The 13,881-nt window shown below is 62.1% G+C and carries 14 protein-coding genes and 1 tRNA gene; 8 read left to right on the top strand and 7 right to left on the bottom strand.

Going from position 1 to position 13,881, the window contains the following annotated elements:
• Positions 1-186 precede the first annotated feature (186 nt).
• From FJV77_RS06615 to FJV77_RS06600, 4 genes are all read left to right on the top strand, one after another.
• The gene (locus FJV77_RS06615) at positions 187-1,341 is read left to right on the top strand and encodes a dihydrodipicolinate synthase family protein (protein ID WP_142866039.1); all 1,155 of its coding nucleotides are present in this window, start codon (positions 187-189) and stop codon (positions 1,339-1,341) included.
• Positions 1,342-1,443: 102 nt separating this feature from the next.
• Complete coding sequence (gmd, locus tag FJV77_RS06610; RefSeq protein WP_142866038.1) at positions 1,444-2,514, top strand: GDP-mannose 4,6-dehydratase; 1,071 nt, start codon at positions 1,444-1,446, stop codon at positions 2,512-2,514.
• Positions 2,515-2,523: 9 nt separating this feature from the next.
• Entirely contained in the window at positions 2,524-3,492 is a 969-nt protein-coding gene (locus tag FJV77_RS06605; protein ID WP_142866037.1) for a GDP-L-fucose synthase, read from the top strand.
• Positions 3,470-4,921, top strand: a complete 1,452-nt coding sequence (locus tag FJV77_RS06600; protein WP_246691159.1) for a hypothetical protein — start codon at positions 3,470-3,472, stop codon at positions 4,919-4,921. The genes FJV77_RS06605 and FJV77_RS06600 overlap by 23 nt, the downstream gene beginning before the upstream one ends.
• Positions 4,922-5,025: 104 nt before the next feature.
• On the opposite strand, the gene FJV77_RS06595 is transcribed toward FJV77_RS06600, so the two are convergent.
• Positions 5,026-7,068 carry an alginate lyase family protein gene (locus tag FJV77_RS06595; protein ID WP_142866036.1) on the bottom strand — a complete coding sequence of 681 codons (2,043 nt, stop codon included), beginning with the start codon at positions 7,066-7,068 and terminating at the stop codon, positions 5,026-5,028.
• Positions 7,069-7,334: 266 nt separating this feature from the next.
• On the opposite strand from FJV77_RS06595, the gene FJV77_RS06590 reads away from it, so the two are divergent.
• Together FJV77_RS06590 and FJV77_RS06585 are read left to right on the top strand one after the other, a co-directional pair.
• Positions 7,335-7,541, top strand: a complete 207-nt coding sequence (locus FJV77_RS06590) for a hypothetical protein (protein WP_142866035.1) — start codon at positions 7,335-7,337, stop codon at positions 7,539-7,541.
• A 103-nt stretch (positions 7,542-7,644) separates the two neighbouring features.
• Positions 7,645-8,397, top strand: a complete 753-nt coding sequence (locus FJV77_RS06585) for a Stf0 family sulfotransferase (RefSeq protein ID WP_142866034.1) — start codon at positions 7,645-7,647, stop codon at positions 8,395-8,397.
• 199 nt (positions 8,398-8,596) lie between these two features.
• Here the strand turns inward: FJV77_RS06585 and FJV77_RS06580 are convergent.
• Both FJV77_RS06580 and FJV77_RS06575 read right to left on the bottom strand, forming a co-directional pair.
• Positions 8,597-8,671 (bottom strand) — tRNA-Val (locus FJV77_RS06580).
• A gap of 116 nt (positions 8,672-8,787) precedes the next feature.
• Entirely contained in the window at positions 8,788-9,150 is a 363-nt protein-coding gene (locus FJV77_RS06575; RefSeq protein ID WP_023671195.1) for a response regulator, read from the bottom strand.
• A gap of 162 nt (positions 9,151-9,312) precedes the next feature.
• Here FJV77_RS06575 and FJV77_RS06570 point away from each other — a divergent pair, with 162 nt between their 5' ends.
• Both FJV77_RS06570 and hisN read left to right on the top strand, forming a co-directional pair.
• Complete coding sequence (locus FJV77_RS06570) at positions 9,313-10,254, top strand: N-formylglutamate amidohydrolase (RefSeq protein ID WP_142866033.1); 942 nt, start codon at positions 9,313-9,315, stop codon at positions 10,252-10,254.
• 335 nt (positions 10,255-10,589) lie between these two features.
• Positions 10,590-11,363 carry a histidinol-phosphatase gene (gene hisN, locus FJV77_RS06565; protein WP_142866032.1) on the top strand — a complete coding sequence of 258 codons (774 nt, stop codon included), beginning with the start codon at positions 10,590-10,592 and terminating at the stop codon, positions 11,361-11,363.
• 6 nt (positions 11,364-11,369) lie between these two features.
• Here hisN and FJV77_RS06560 read toward each other — a convergent pair whose 3' ends face one another.
• From FJV77_RS06560 to FJV77_RS06550, 4 genes are all read right to left on the bottom strand, one after another.
• Positions 11,370-12,200 (bottom strand): AraC family transcriptional regulator, encoded by an 831-nt coding sequence (locus FJV77_RS06560; RefSeq protein WP_142866031.1) that lies wholly within the window; start codon positions 12,198-12,200, stop codon positions 11,370-11,372.
• A gap of 106 nt (positions 12,201-12,306) precedes the next feature.
• Positions 12,307-12,546 (bottom strand): DUF1127 domain-containing protein, encoded by a 240-nt coding sequence (locus tag FJV77_RS06555; protein ID WP_142866030.1) that lies wholly within the window; start codon positions 12,544-12,546, stop codon positions 12,307-12,309.
• Between the two features lie 3 nt (positions 12,547-12,549).
• Positions 12,550-12,720 carry a hypothetical protein gene (locus FJV77_RS32220; RefSeq protein WP_185970212.1) on the bottom strand — a complete coding sequence of 57 codons (171 nt, stop codon included), beginning with the start codon at positions 12,718-12,720 and terminating at the stop codon, positions 12,550-12,552.
• A gap of 174 nt (positions 12,721-12,894) precedes the next feature.
• Entirely contained in the window at positions 12,895-13,854 is a 960-nt protein-coding gene (locus FJV77_RS06550) for an alpha/beta hydrolase (RefSeq protein ID WP_142866029.1), read from the bottom strand.
• Between the last annotated feature and the right edge of the window lie 27 nt (positions 13,855-13,881).

Raw genomic sequence — 13,881 nt, 5'->3', positions numbered from 1 at the left:
GTTCTAATCACTGTGTCAAACGAGAGTCAATCGGGATTCTGGAGAGGATCGAAAAATTGATGAATGTGATGTTCAGCAAGGCTCTTGGCCTCTTTCGGCATTTGGACCGGTTCAATCTCAGGAATCATAAAGGTTCTTGATTTATTGGAACGTTCCATTTATAGGATGCCGGAAACGGAGGTTGCCATGGACATCACCCTGCCTGCGGAGAGTGGCGGCCGCGTCAGCTACAAGCTCGTGGGCGACCCGGTGGAGCCCAGAATAGGTGCTGCTTTCCCGCGCATTGCCTATGCCGCGGCGCATGTCGTCGCCGACCCGCTTGCGATGACCAATCCCTGGTCGCGACCGGTCGTCGACTGGGACAAGACCATGGCGTTTCGCCACCATCTGTGGCGGCTCGGCTTCCGCATCGCCGAAGCGATGGACACCTCGCAGCGCGGCATGGGCTTCGACTGGATAAATGCCAAGGAATTGATCCGGCGCTCGATCGCCGAGGCGCGCAGCGTCGAAGGCGCCGATCTGGCATCGGGCGCCGGCACCGATCATCTGATGCCGGCGGCTGCCAGGACGCTCGATGACGTGATCGCCGCCTATGAGCAGCAGTTCACCTTCATCGAAGGGCAGGGTGGCAAGGCAATCATGATGGCCAGCCGGGCGTTGGCGGCGGTCGCCAAAGGCCCGGATGATTATATCAGGGTCTACGACCGCATCCTCAATCAGGCCTCCGGCAAGGTCATCCTGCACTGGCTGGGCGACATGTTCGATCCGGCACTGAAGGGCTATTGGGGCAGTGAGAGTTTCGAGACTGCGCTCGACACCGTCGTCGCCATCATCGAGCGCCATGCCGGCAAGGTCGAGGGGATAAAGATTTCACTGCTCGATGCCGGCAAGGAAGTCGCCCTGCGCGACCGGTTGCCGGACGGCGTCGTCATGTTCACCGGCGACGACTTCAACTATCCCGAACTGATTGCCGGCGACGGGAAACGTCACTCGCATGCCTTGCTCGGCATCTTCGACGCCATCGCGCCGGTCGCCAATGCGGCCCTGGCGAAGTTGGCCGCCGGCGACCGCGCCGGCTATGACGCGCTGATGGCGCCGACAGTGCCGCTGTCGCGCAAGATCTTCGAGGCGCCGACCGAGTACTACAAGGCGGGCATTGTCTTCATGGCCTGGCTCAACGGCCATCAGGATCATTTCACAATGGTCGGCGGCATGCAGTCGGCGCGCGGCATCCTGCACTATGCCGACATCTTTCGCCTTGGCGACCAGGCAGGGCTGCTCGCCGATCCCGCGCTTGCGCTGGCCAGGATGAAGCATTTCTGCGCGGTCGTGGGTGCCTGAGAACAGCATAGCTGGCTGAAAAGCATCCGCCGTATGGGGGATTTGCGTTCTTGCGCCAAATCTGTATTCGGTTGCCGGGATTTAATGCGGACAAACGCGGCAATGACGGAAAAAGTGGCGCTCATCACCGGGGTAACCGGGCAGGACGGGGCCTATCTTGCAGAGCTGCTTCTGCGGAAGGGCTATATTGTCCATGGCGTCAAACGGCGCTCATCTTCGTTCAACACCGAGCGCGTCGACGACATCTATGTCGATCCGCATGAGCGCGGTGCGCGCTTTTTCCTGCATTATGGCGACCTGACCGACGCAACCAATCTTATTCGTCTCGTGCAGGAGACGCGGCCGAGCGAGATCTACAATCTCGGCGCCCAGAGCCATGTCCAGGTGAGTTTCGAGACGCCCGAATACACCGGCAATGCCGATGCGCTGGGCACGCTCAGGCTGCTGGAGGCGATCCGCATCCTCGGCATGGAAAAATCGGTGCGTTTTTACCAGGCCTCGACCTCGGAGCTTTACGGCAAGGCGCGCGAGGTCCCGCAAAGCGAGACGACGCCGTTCCATCCGCGCTCGCCCTATGCCGCGGCCAAGCTCTACGCCTACTGGATCACGGTCAATTACCGGGAAGCCTACGGCATGTTCGCCGCCAACGGCATCCTGTTCAACCACGAAAGCCCGACACGCGGCGAAACCTTCGTCACCCGCAAGATCACGCGAGCCGTCGCCTCGATTCAACACGGCCTGCAGGACACGCTCTATCTCGGCAATCTCGACGCCAGGCGTGACTGGGGCCATGCGCGCGACTACGTAGAAGGCATGTGGCGCATTCTGCAGCACAGCGAAGCCGACGATTTCGTGCTGGCGACCGGCGAGGCGCATTCGGTGCGCGAATTTGTCGAACTGGCATTTGCCGAGACCGGTCGCAGCATCCGCTGGCAGGGCGAGGGTGTCGACGAGGTTGGTGTCGATGCCGGCTCGGGCACGGTCCTGGTGCGTATCGATCCGCGCTATTTTCGGCCGACCGAGGTCGACTTTTTGCTCGGCGACCCCGCCAAGGCCAAGGCGAGACTTGGCTGGTCGCACACGACCGGGTTCAGGGATCTTGTGGCGGAAATGGTGCAGGCCGATCTGGCGCGTGCTGCCGGCGGCATGCGGCAGAACAGCCGCTCCGCGTGAGGCAGGCCGATGGACGTGACATTTGAGCTGAAAGGCAAGCGTGTCTTCGTCGCCGGGCATCGCGGCATGGTCGGTTCGGCCGTCGTGCGACGGCTGGCGAGCGAGGATTGCGAGGTGCTCACCGTATCCCGCGACAGGCTCGACCTGCTCGACCAGGCCGGCGTGCGGCGCTGGATGGCCGAGCACCGGCCGGACGCGGTGGTGATGGCGGCCGCCAAGGTCGGCGGCATCCTGGCCAATGACAGGTTCCCGGTCGATTTCCTGCATGAAAATCTTGTCGTGCAGAGCAATGTCATCGACAGCGCTTTTCGCAGCGAGGTCGGCAAACTGCTCTTTCTCGGCTCGTCCTGTATTTATCCGAGGCTGGCGCCGCAGCCGATACCCGAAGACGCCTTGCTGACCGGCCCGCTCGAGCCCACCAACGAATGGTATGCGATCGCCAAGATCGCCGGGCTGAAACTCTGCCAAGCCTATCAGCGCCAATACGGGGTCGACTACATCTCGGCGATGCCGACCAACCTTTACGGTCCTGGCGACAATTTCGATCTGCAGAGTAGCCATGTGGTGCCGGCGCTGATGCGAAAAGCGCATGCGCTCGCACTGAGCGGGGGCACCGGCCTCGAGGTGTGGGGGTCGGGCACGCCGCGGCGCGAATTCCTGCATGTCGACGACGCGGCCGATGCTCTGGTCTGGCTGTTGAAGAATTATGCCGGCGACAGCCACGTCAATGTCGGTTCGGGGGAGGATGTCACCATTGCCGAGCTCGCCCAAACCGTCGCCTCCGTCGCCGGCGTCGAGGCTACGATCGCCTTCGATACGACCAAGCCGGATGGCACGCCGCGCAAGCTGATGGATGTGTCGCGGCTGTTTGCAACGGGATGGCGCCCGCGCTACGCGCTTCGCAGTGGATTGGAACAGACATATGCGTGGTTTCTCAGCCATGTTGAGAAGGGCGATGTCCGCCTCGGCGCGGCCTGATCCCAATCCTCAGCACGCAAAGTTGATTGCCGCGACCAGGGATGACGGGCTGGGCGGCCGGCTTCTGGCCATGGTCAATGCAAAGGCGCTTGCCGATGCGACAGGCCACCGCTTCGGATTCACCTGGAAGAGAGCCGTCTCGGACAAGACGTTTCACATTGTCGATACGGTCGACAAAATATTCAATCCCGAATTCATCGAGAAACACTGGCTGGGCGAAAAGATCAGAGAGACGGATCTCGAGGTTCTCAAGAAAGGGAAATTCACCCGCGCAAGCCTGAATGCGTCAGCCCGCCGAAGCTTTTTTCGCGGCTGGCTCTGTAACGATTTCAACGTTCTGGAGTCTTTTCGCGACAAGGGAAAGCTGATCGCGACATCCGAAACGATCAGGACTCTCGGCTTTGCCGAGCCGGTGAACCATGCGCTGCGCACCGCCGAATCCCGCCGATTTCCAGGGCAGATGGCGGGCCTGCATCTTCGCAGCGGCGACATCGTTCGCGGCAAATACCGTTCGATGCTGAACTTTAACGGCAAGGTTATCCCCTCGACGCTGGCCAGGGCCATCGTGTCGGACCTGGCATCAAAGGGCATTGCGACGCTGCTGGTCGGACAGGACCGTGCGACGCTCGACTATCTGAGGTCGCAAACCGGCGCGTTGCTGACCGACGATTTCGGCGCCAACGAATTCGAGGATGAGACGCTGAGGGCATTTTTCGAGATGGGCCTTTTGGCGCGTTGTCAGCGGATTTACGCCGGCAGCAGCGTGTTCGCATCCGTGTCGTCGGTGATGAGCGGCGTTCCACGCACCAGGACCACGGCGCTGTTCAGCCCGCCCCTGGCGGCGCAACTCATGCTCGAAGAGCTGGAGCAGCATCAGTCCGACTATCATCCATTCGAAGCGGCGTTCGGCTATCTCTCGGCGTTCCTGAACATTGAGGACGACATCAGCCCGGCCAGGGCAAGGGACATTCTCGGCAAGGCCTACGCGCTCGACCCTGAAAGCGACGCCTATCCCCTCAAGATCGCGGCGGCTTATTTTCGCGAGAAGGACTACGCAGCCGGGGAAGCCATTTTGAAGTCGCGCATGACGGCGCAGTTCGAGGCGCGTCCCAAGGTGCCGCTGCCAATGCTTTTGGCTCTGTCGCGCAAGACAGTGCACGGCCACGCCATGGGCAAGGATTTCGCGTTCTATTTTGCCGCGGCGAAGGCCGGTCATCCCTATGCCATGGCATGTTCGGCCCATATTCTACATGACGGGTTTGGCGAACTGAAATCGGCGCTTGAGATGATCGCCAGATCGCAGGCTGCCGAACCGGCCAATGCATTGTTCAGGGCGATCAGGCGTTACATCCGGCCGATCGCGACGCGTGAATCCAGCCCGCTGTTGAAAGCGCGGCTGCGGCTCTGGAAAGCCGGGATCAGGATCTAAAGCGCGTCGCGCTGAAACGGATTCAAGCGACGCGCTTTAAGTCTTTGTTTTGATGCATGTCGTTGTCCCAGAACCGCAGCACACTTCTGGGCGACATGCATTAGTCACTGCCTTCGCCAGACCCAGAACGGCGCGATGCCCCGGTCGGGATGGAAAAGCGATCTCCCGGGGCTGACATCAAGCGCTGGCGTCGCGGGGTCGTGGCATGCGAGATCCAACAGCAGTGGCCGAGCCAGATCCCGATCGATGGTCTCAATATCTTGCCTGCCGATATCGGCTGCAAACCGGCGCAGCGCCGTGACCAGACCCTGTCCCTCGGCGGCCTGGTGCCGCCACAAATCGTCGCCGACCGCGGACAAGACCCGCGCCAGGGCTGTCCAGCCCTGCAAGGCGAGCATGGCGTCGCGTAGGTTGGACGTTTCGTTCAAAAGCGAGCCGTCGGGTGCGATCTCGTCTCCCAGCCTTTCGCGGGCGTAGAGGCGGACCCTGGCCAGCGTTGCGTCGTCGTTCAGAAACATTGCGATCGACGTACGCTGAAGATCGCTGAGGACACCGTGCTTTCCAAACTCTGTCGCCGGTGTCGTGGCCAGCCATTTGCCGTAGGTGCCAAGCCAGGTCCGGAAGTCCTCCCGTTCCCGCCCGGTCAGCATCCCAGCCCGTTCGACGAGGCGGACGGCGTCGAGGAAGAAGTGGAGATCACCGAGCTCGAAGACACCTTGCTTTGCGCGAGACGGGTTCATCCTTGTGTCAGGGTCGATGAAGCATGTGCGGATCCATTGCGCGGCATGGGCGGCAAAGCGCTGCTCACCGAGCACGGCCGCCGCCAGCGCCAGCACGGTGGCGTCGTGCAGGACATGGCGCAGGCGGGCAGGATCGCCTGCTCGATGGAGATCGGCGGCAGGAGCGCGGGCGAGCGCCTGCTCGGCGGCAGTTTCGAGATGGCGGCGAACCTCGACGTCATTGTCTTGGGATACTGCTGCAAGAACAGCGTCGTCGTAAAAAACCAGGCGCGACGGGTCGAGCCTGGCGGCGGTCGCCAGGGCATCGCAGCGGTCGATCATGTCGACGATCGCTTCGTCGCGGCTGCTCCAGCGGGCTACGAAACCGACCCTGCCGATTTCCAGATGCGCGCGCCCGGAATCCAGGCGCGCCACCCAGCCGGCATTCTGGAAAAGCCCGGCGTCGGGGGCCAGCGACGGACGTGGGAAATCCCACGGGTCGTCGCGGAAACGGTCCCATGGTCCGGGAACGCCGAGCCGCCACAGCATTTCGACCTTGGGCCGGCGGCCATAGGCATAGTTTTCGTCGAACAGCTCGGTCGTGTCGGTGCGAAAGATGATTTGGGGCTCTTCCCTGGCCGGCGGCTCGAAATTCTCGTCGAGCAGGCCCGAGTTTTCGACAATGCGCGCCATCGGCACGATGACATAGGGTAAATACGGCCTCGCCTCGATTGCCCCGCGTATCTGCCGGAATGCCTGCTCGGTCAGATAGCAGTTTCCATCCCACGGCATCAGCCACTTCGCCCGTGTGCGCGCGATCTCGAGCGCCTTGTTGCGGGCGCCGTTGTTGTTCATCAGATAACGGTTTTTGCTGCGCCTGATGAGCGTTTCGTAGCGCGCTGTGAGCTCAGCCGATTGGCTGCTTTTGCCGGAAAGCCGGAGCTCTTTTGCCGCCAGCCCGTCAATGTCCCACGCAATCTTGCCGTAGGCCTCGAGATCGAAAGGGATGCGCACAAAGCTCTGGCCGCGCCCCTCCAGCAGCCCGATGATGCGGGCCTCCTCATCCGGATCGGCTATCCGATTGACGATCCAGAACTTGTCGCAGTCGGGAAAGGCAGGCTCATTGTCCAGGATGAAGCTGGCATTGTCGAAGGACTGGCCTTTGCGGTGCCGCGGCTCGAGATCGTTGCCGATGATGCGGACGAGCATGAAGCTGTCCTTCGCCGCCGCAATCGGCAAGGCAGGGTATGCGTCACGCGCCGCCCTGATGCGAAGCCTGACATCGCGCCTGTGTTCGAGCGTTCGCTTTGCCGCAAGCAGCACGCCGCCAAGGCTCGCGTCTGGCGATTGGAGATATTTCCTCGCCCGCTTGAGTTCGAGGTAGATGCGTCGCCAGGTGGCCTTCCGCTCCGCCGGAGTTGACGTCATGGCCACCCGCCGGAGCGAGTGCGCCAATGGTCGGAGATCATCGACCATCCTGATGTCGTCATTCGCATTGTTCCCCCCGAACATCGCGTCTCTCCCCAGCCTTAAAGCCATCGCGCCCGATCGTCACGACTGAAAATTTTGCGCGCCTGGCCCGCCAAGTGCCTGGAAGGCTTTGCCGGCAATTTCAGTTTTTGCTCGTGAACCATTTCGTTGCCGCATGCGACCAAGCGCTGTGTAGCAAACGCGGTCCATCAAGGAGAACGTCCATGTTTATCACTTCAAGAAACGTCTTTCTCGCCGCCATCGCCGTTTCGGTGCTGGCCGGGTGTCAGACGGCACCGCCGAGGGAATGCGAGAAGACCAAGCCTGGTGTCACCTATAACGGCAAATGCTGCGGCATCGGCACCCCATGCCGTGAAGGCAGCAACACCCCTCATGACAAGCCCGACAGGCCCGATCCGCGGCCGCAATGATCCGGCCGAGAGACCGCGCCGTCCCGGCTCGCGCCGGGGCGGTTTTGCATTCCTTGAATTGGCAAGGTGGACTCGGCTGTGGTCCCCTTGGTATTTGACAGACATGCCGATCAGCCCGCCCACAAGTTGGAAACCTCCTGGCAAGACGCTCATTATCGCGACCTTGCAGCGATCCGGCAGCACGCTTCTTTGCGAAAAGATGCGCAGCACGGGCGTGCTGGGAAATCCGGAAGAGTACTTCAACCGGGAAGAGAAGACCCCGACCGTCGAGCGTTGCGCCCGTATTGCCGCCAGCGCTACGCCGAACGGAGTGGCCGCAACCAAACTGTTTCCGTCCCATTTCTATGAGCTAAGCAGGGATATCAGGCTTACCGAGTGGTTTCCTGAGCCGGTGTGGATATACCTTGAAAGACGCGATCGGCTGGGCCAGGCAATTTCCTGGGCGAAAGCATGGCAGGACGGCGCCTGGACCAGCAAGACTGCTGCCGTGAAGAAAGCCGAGTACTCGGCATATGGCATCGACTTCGCCCTCGCCCAGATTGCCACCGGCACCGGTCGCTGGAATTCGTTTTTTGCCAGGACCGGGATCGAACCGCTCCGCCTTTTCTACGAAGACACGCTTGACGATTTCGATAGCATCAGCCAGCGCATCGGCCTGCTGGCGGGGTTGGATGCTCTCGTGCCTCGCGAGGGCAAGGTGAATCTCGGGCCGCAGCGAAACGAGGAAAGCGACGAATGGCGGCGGCGGTTTCTTGCCGAGTCCGGCAACCCGGATGATTTCGACAGGCCGATCGTGCGGCTTCGCAAACGCAGAAGGTCCAAATGGATATTCTGGAGGAAATGGTTCCGCGACTAGAGCGTTTCACCGTTTAAACGGCGAAACACTCTATCTCCTTGTTTTGACGCAATTCCGGACGGAAACCGCTCACACTTTCCTGGAATTGCTCTAGCGACGCCATCCGTCTTGCGCCGTGGCTGCGCCAGGAACAGTGTCATCGAGTTCCGATCAACGCATGATGGCGTGCGGAACAAATCAAAAGCCGGATTGGTCTGGATGGTGGGCGTGACAGGGATTGAACCTGTGACCCCTGCAATGTCAATGCAGTGCTCTCCCGCTGAGCTACACGCCCATCCGAAGCCGCGCATACACCATTTTTGATCCAGCGCGTCAATAGCCGGAAAAGGGAAAGAACGGCTCGTTTTGTCGCGCCGCCAAGGCGAGCGGCGGCATCTCGCCCGAAGTGCTTCAGGCGGCCTGCAGCATTTTTTCGACCTCGTTGACGAGATCGCGCAGATGGAAGGGCTTCGACAGCACCTTGGCGTCTTTCGGCGCCTTGGAATCGGGGTTGAGCGCGACAGCCGCGAAACCGGTGATGAACATCACCTTGAGGTCGGGATCGATCTCGGTGGCGCGGCGGGCAAGCTCGATGCCGTCCATCTCCGGCATGACGATGTCGGTCAGCAGCAGGGAGAACGGTTCTTCTCGCAGCCGCTCATAGGCGCTGGCGCCGTTGTCGAAATCGCTGACATGGTAGCCGGCCCGCTCCAGTGCCTTGACCAGGAACCGGCGCATGTCGTCGTCGTCTTCCGCCAGCAGAATGCGTGCCATCTTATCCCGTCCGAATCGCCCACCCAAGCCTGCCGTCCGGCAAACCCGTTAACCATCCTGTATATGAGGAGGTGACGGTAAACATCAAGTGAACGCTGGCGGCATTAATCCTGATTTGACGGGGTCCTGACATGCCGAAATGCTGGACATGCGACCGATGAGGTGGCAGTTTCCCATCATGATGCATTGCTGTTTCCGGGTTCGTTCAAATTGACGACGGCAGCCGAGGATTTTTCGGTCGTTCCACCCTTCGAAATCCGATCGGGCGCCGAGCAGCGCGTTCCCTTCGTCTTCAACTCACCGCATAGCGGCCGCTATTATCCCGACCGCTTCCTGGCCATGGCCAGGCTCGACCGCAACGCCATCCGCCGTTCCGAGGATTGCTATGTCGACGAGTTGTTCGGCGGCGCGGTGGCGCTCGGCGCGCCGATGCTGGCGGCGAATTTTCCGCGCGCCTATCTCGACGTCAATCGCGAACCCTGGGAACTCGACCCGCGCATGTTCGCCGAGCCGGTGCCGTCCTTCTGCAACATCCGTTCTGCCCGCGTCGCCGGCGGGCTCGGCACCGTGCCCAAGCTGGTGGGCGAGGGGCTCGACATCTATTCCGGCCGGCTGCCGCTGGCGGAGGCCGTGCAGCGCATCGAGGCCGTCTACAAACCCTATCACGAGACGCTGAAGCGGCTCTTGACCAGAACCCATGCCAGGTTCGGCCATGCCGTGCTGATCGACTGCCATTCGATGCCCGCGAGCATCAGGGTGGGCGACAGCGGCCTGCGGCCGGACTTCATCGTCGGCGATCGTTTCGGCATCTCCGCCACCGCGGCGCTGACCGAGACGGCGATCGGGCTGCTGATCGGCATGGGCTACACCGTCGCCCACAACAAACCCTATGCGGGCGGCTTCATCACCGAGCATTACGGCCGACCGGCGCGCCATCTGCATGCGCTGCAGATCGAGGTCAATCGCGGGCTCTACATGAACGAGCGGACGTTCCAGAAGTCGGCTGGTTTCGATACGCTGGCCGACGATATTGCGCGCTTTTCGGCCGACCTGATGGCGATGCCCGACCACCATTTCATCGACCTGCCGCTGGCTGCCGAATGACGCCGGAGCGGCGGCTATCCATGAGATCCCGCGCCAGCCATGCGGCGGCGTAAAAAAAGACCGCATCGTTTGCACGACACGGTCGAAGTCTAGGGAGGAAACGCCCAAGGAGGGCATGGACAGGAAAACCTGTCCGAGAACAAATTTATTGTGCGATGCACAAATGTCAATCGAATTCAGGCTTATTTAATTCACTCTGATGTGGAAATTGCGTTTGAACAGCGCCGATGTGACATTTTGGCAACGGTTATCTCTACGATAAATCGATAAACCGGGTTGTTTTAGCGCGAAAGTGCCGGCAGACCGGTCAGGCACTCTGCATGCGGGAGAATCAGGTGGACATCAGCATCGATTTCATGCGCCGGATCGCGCAAGCGGCGGCGGCTGAAACCTTGCCGCGATTCCGCGCCCAGGGCGCGGTGGCCAACAAGGAAAAAGGCAGTTTCGATCCAGTCACGGAAGCCGACCGCGAGACCGAACGCGCCATCCGGGCGCTGATATCGGCGGAGTATCCCGATCACGGCATTTTGGGTGAAGAGCACGGCAGCGAAAACGTCTCCAGCCGGCATGTCTGGGTGATCGATCCCATCGACGGCACCCGCGCCTTCATTTCCGGCCTGCCTGTATGGGGGACGCTGGTCGGTCTCACGGTCGACGGTGACGCTGTCGCCGGCATGATGGCGCAGCCCTTCACCGGCGAGCTGTTCTACGCCAACGCTTCCGGCTCCCATTATGAGGGCCCGGGCGGCCCGCGGAAACTGTCGGCCCGCAAGACGACGAAGCTAGACGAGGCGACCTTGTTCACCACCACGCCGGCGCTGTTCAAGGGCGAGGCGCGCACGCGCTTCGACAAATTCGAAAAAGAGGTCCAGCTCGTCCGCTATGGCGCCGATTGCTATGCCTTCGCCATGATCGCGTCAGGCAGTGTCGACATCGTCGCCGATCCCGGATTGAAGCCCTATGACATCGTGGCGCTGATCCCGATTATCGAAAAGGCCGGCGGCGTCGTCACCACCTTCGACGGCGGCCCGGCGGAGAAGGGCGGCGACATACTGGCCGCGGCGACGCCGGAACTTCACGCGGCGGCGATGGCGGCCCTGCGCGGCTGATATCTGTCAGCGCGGCTTGATCGAGCGCTGGAATTCCGCCGGCGTTCGTCCATAGACCTGCCTGAACGCCGCGCTGAAATGGCTGTGGCTGGAGAAGCCGAGGTCCATGCCGAGCGTCGTCAGATTGTCGCAGCGACCCAAAAGGTCGAGCGCACGCGCCAGACGCAGGCGCAGATGATAGCGGTAGAGCGGCATCGCCTCGACCTGCTGGAAAACCTGCGTCAGATAAACCGGTGATACGCCGACTTCGGCGGCAATCTCGGCCAGCGTCCAGCGCCGCGACAGATCCGAGGACAGAACGAGCTTGGCGCGGTCGACCAGCTTCTGCCGGCCGGCGCTGGCGCCGGCGGCATGCGAGGTGCGCTCGCCGAGAGAGCGCCGCACCAGCGTCAGCGCCAAGGTTTCGGCCTCCAGCGTTTCGGCAATGTTGCGGCTCAGGCTGTGGCGCAGCACTGCCCCCAGCGCCTGGGTCCGCGGGTCGATGCGGCGGCGCTGGCGGCGAAACGACAGCGCACTGCCCGAGCGCAACTGCTCCTTCGGCGTCAGTTCCTCCAGTTGCGCCTCCTCGATGGCGAGATCGAGGCAGGAATCGCCACCCTCGACGGGATGGCTGATCCGGTAGGGCTCGGCCTCATTGAAGAACAGCAACTGGTTGGCTTCGGCGACCGCATCGTTGCGGCCGACATGGCGCACGAAGACACCGCGATAGGGAAACACCAGATGCGTGGCGGCGGTGCATTCCTCTTCGCTCTTGTGCCGGCATTCGCCGCTGCAGACGACGTCCCTTACCCTGACGGTGGCGGTGTCCAGGAGCGTCTGTACCGTGAATTGCGACATGGCCGCGTTTCCCTTTGCGCCGAAAGCGTTCCGGCACTTTAGGCGAGCGGCCTGCCCAGACCTGTCAGGACACTTCGCCTGTCAGAGTTTTCGCAAACAGCCTGGCTCAGTCCCATGAGCGGCGCATATATTCCGTGTGGGCCTCACCGCGCGACAGGCCGATGTCCTTGAGCTGTTCGTCGGTCATTTCGAGCAAGGCAAGGCGGCTTCGGCGCCTTTCCAGCTGACGGCCGATCCAGTTGGCCGCCGCGATGCATTGTGCTCGTAAGGAGCGCCCGAAGGTCGCGGTGTGAGTTGTCGGCTGATGTTGCAGGCATGGTGCCGTCGCTGCATGATCGGGGCGCATCGCTCAGGCCTCCCCGTGGCCGACCACTGAAGCGCCGGCCGCTGAGGCGCCGGCTTCGTTCAGCGCTATCGCGCATTCCTCGCAGCAGACCTCGACGGTCTTGCCGCCGACCTTGACTCGGATCGGATTGGCGTCCAGCTGGCAGTCGCAGGCAGCGCAGGTTTTCTCGGTCATGATGTCATCTCCTTGGCGTTCAGTTCGACGCGGAGAGATGATCATTCCTGCACGGCACCGGCTGTCAGAATCTTTAGCTGTTTGCTTGCGGCCGGCGCTACCAGGCGGTCCTGCTGACAGAAGGCTGTCAGCAGGCGTGAACTCAAGGCGCCGCACCCTGCGGCGCTAGCGGCATCAGGCAGTGGGGTCGTCCTGGCCTGGAATGAAGGCGTCGAAGGCGGCGAGCAACTGCTCGCGATAGACATCGGCCTCCTGCAGGATCTCATGCTTGGCGCCATCGATCATCAGCAGCGAGCCGACGCGCAGACGCCTGGTGTAGGCTTCCACGGCCTTGGTCGACACAACCTGATCGGCGCCGGCGGCGATCACCAGCAACGGCACCTGGATCCTGGCCATGAAGTCCGGCTCGCTGATGGCTTCGCTTGCCTTGATGGCGGCCCGCAGCCAGCGGATGGTCGGACCACCGAGTGCCAGTTGCGGATAGTCCTCGTAGATTTTCGTGTTGCGCTGATAGCGCTCAGGGTCCGATGTCACCTTGTTGACGGCAAAGGGCAGGGACTGCCTGGGTCTAGGCCCCCAGGCGGCATAGAGCCGGCCAAGGCCGAGAAAGCAGAAGAGCGAGCAGACGCGGCGCACCGTTTTTACAGACAGCGGAAAATCGGGCACCGTCAGGAATGGCGCGATCAGCACCATGCGGCGCACCCGGTTGACCATCGACGGCGCGGCGAGCAGCGCAATCACAGCTCCGGCCGAATGGGCGAGGATGTAGTAGGGGCCGCGGCAGTCGGGCAGCACGATATCCTCGAAAAACTGCTCGAGGTCGCCGGTGTAGTCGTAGAAGGAGCGGACATAGCCGCGTTGCGGGTCACGGATCAGCCGGTCCGAACCGCCCTGGCCGCGCCAGTCGAGCGTGGCGACGCCAAGGCCGCGATCGGCGAGGTTGCGGATGGTCTCGAAATATTTCTCGATGCACTCGTTGCGGCCGGGCAGCAGGACGACCGTGCCCTTCAGCGGTCGGGTGACCGCGGCAAACAGGCCGTAGCGGATCTGCTTACGATCGCGCGTGGTGAAGAAGCCGCCGGCGACATTTTGCGGCGGCGGGTTGCCTGGCGTGGGGTGGAAGAGGTCCGTCATTCGGCGCTTGCGTTTGGTGGTGTCTCG

It is taken from the genome of Mesorhizobium sp. WSM4306 (assembly GCF_007003975.1).
GTDB lineage: Bacteria > Pseudomonadota > Alphaproteobacteria > Rhizobiales > Rhizobiaceae > Mesorhizobium.
This window is presented reverse-complemented; position numbering and strand designations above follow the sequence as displayed.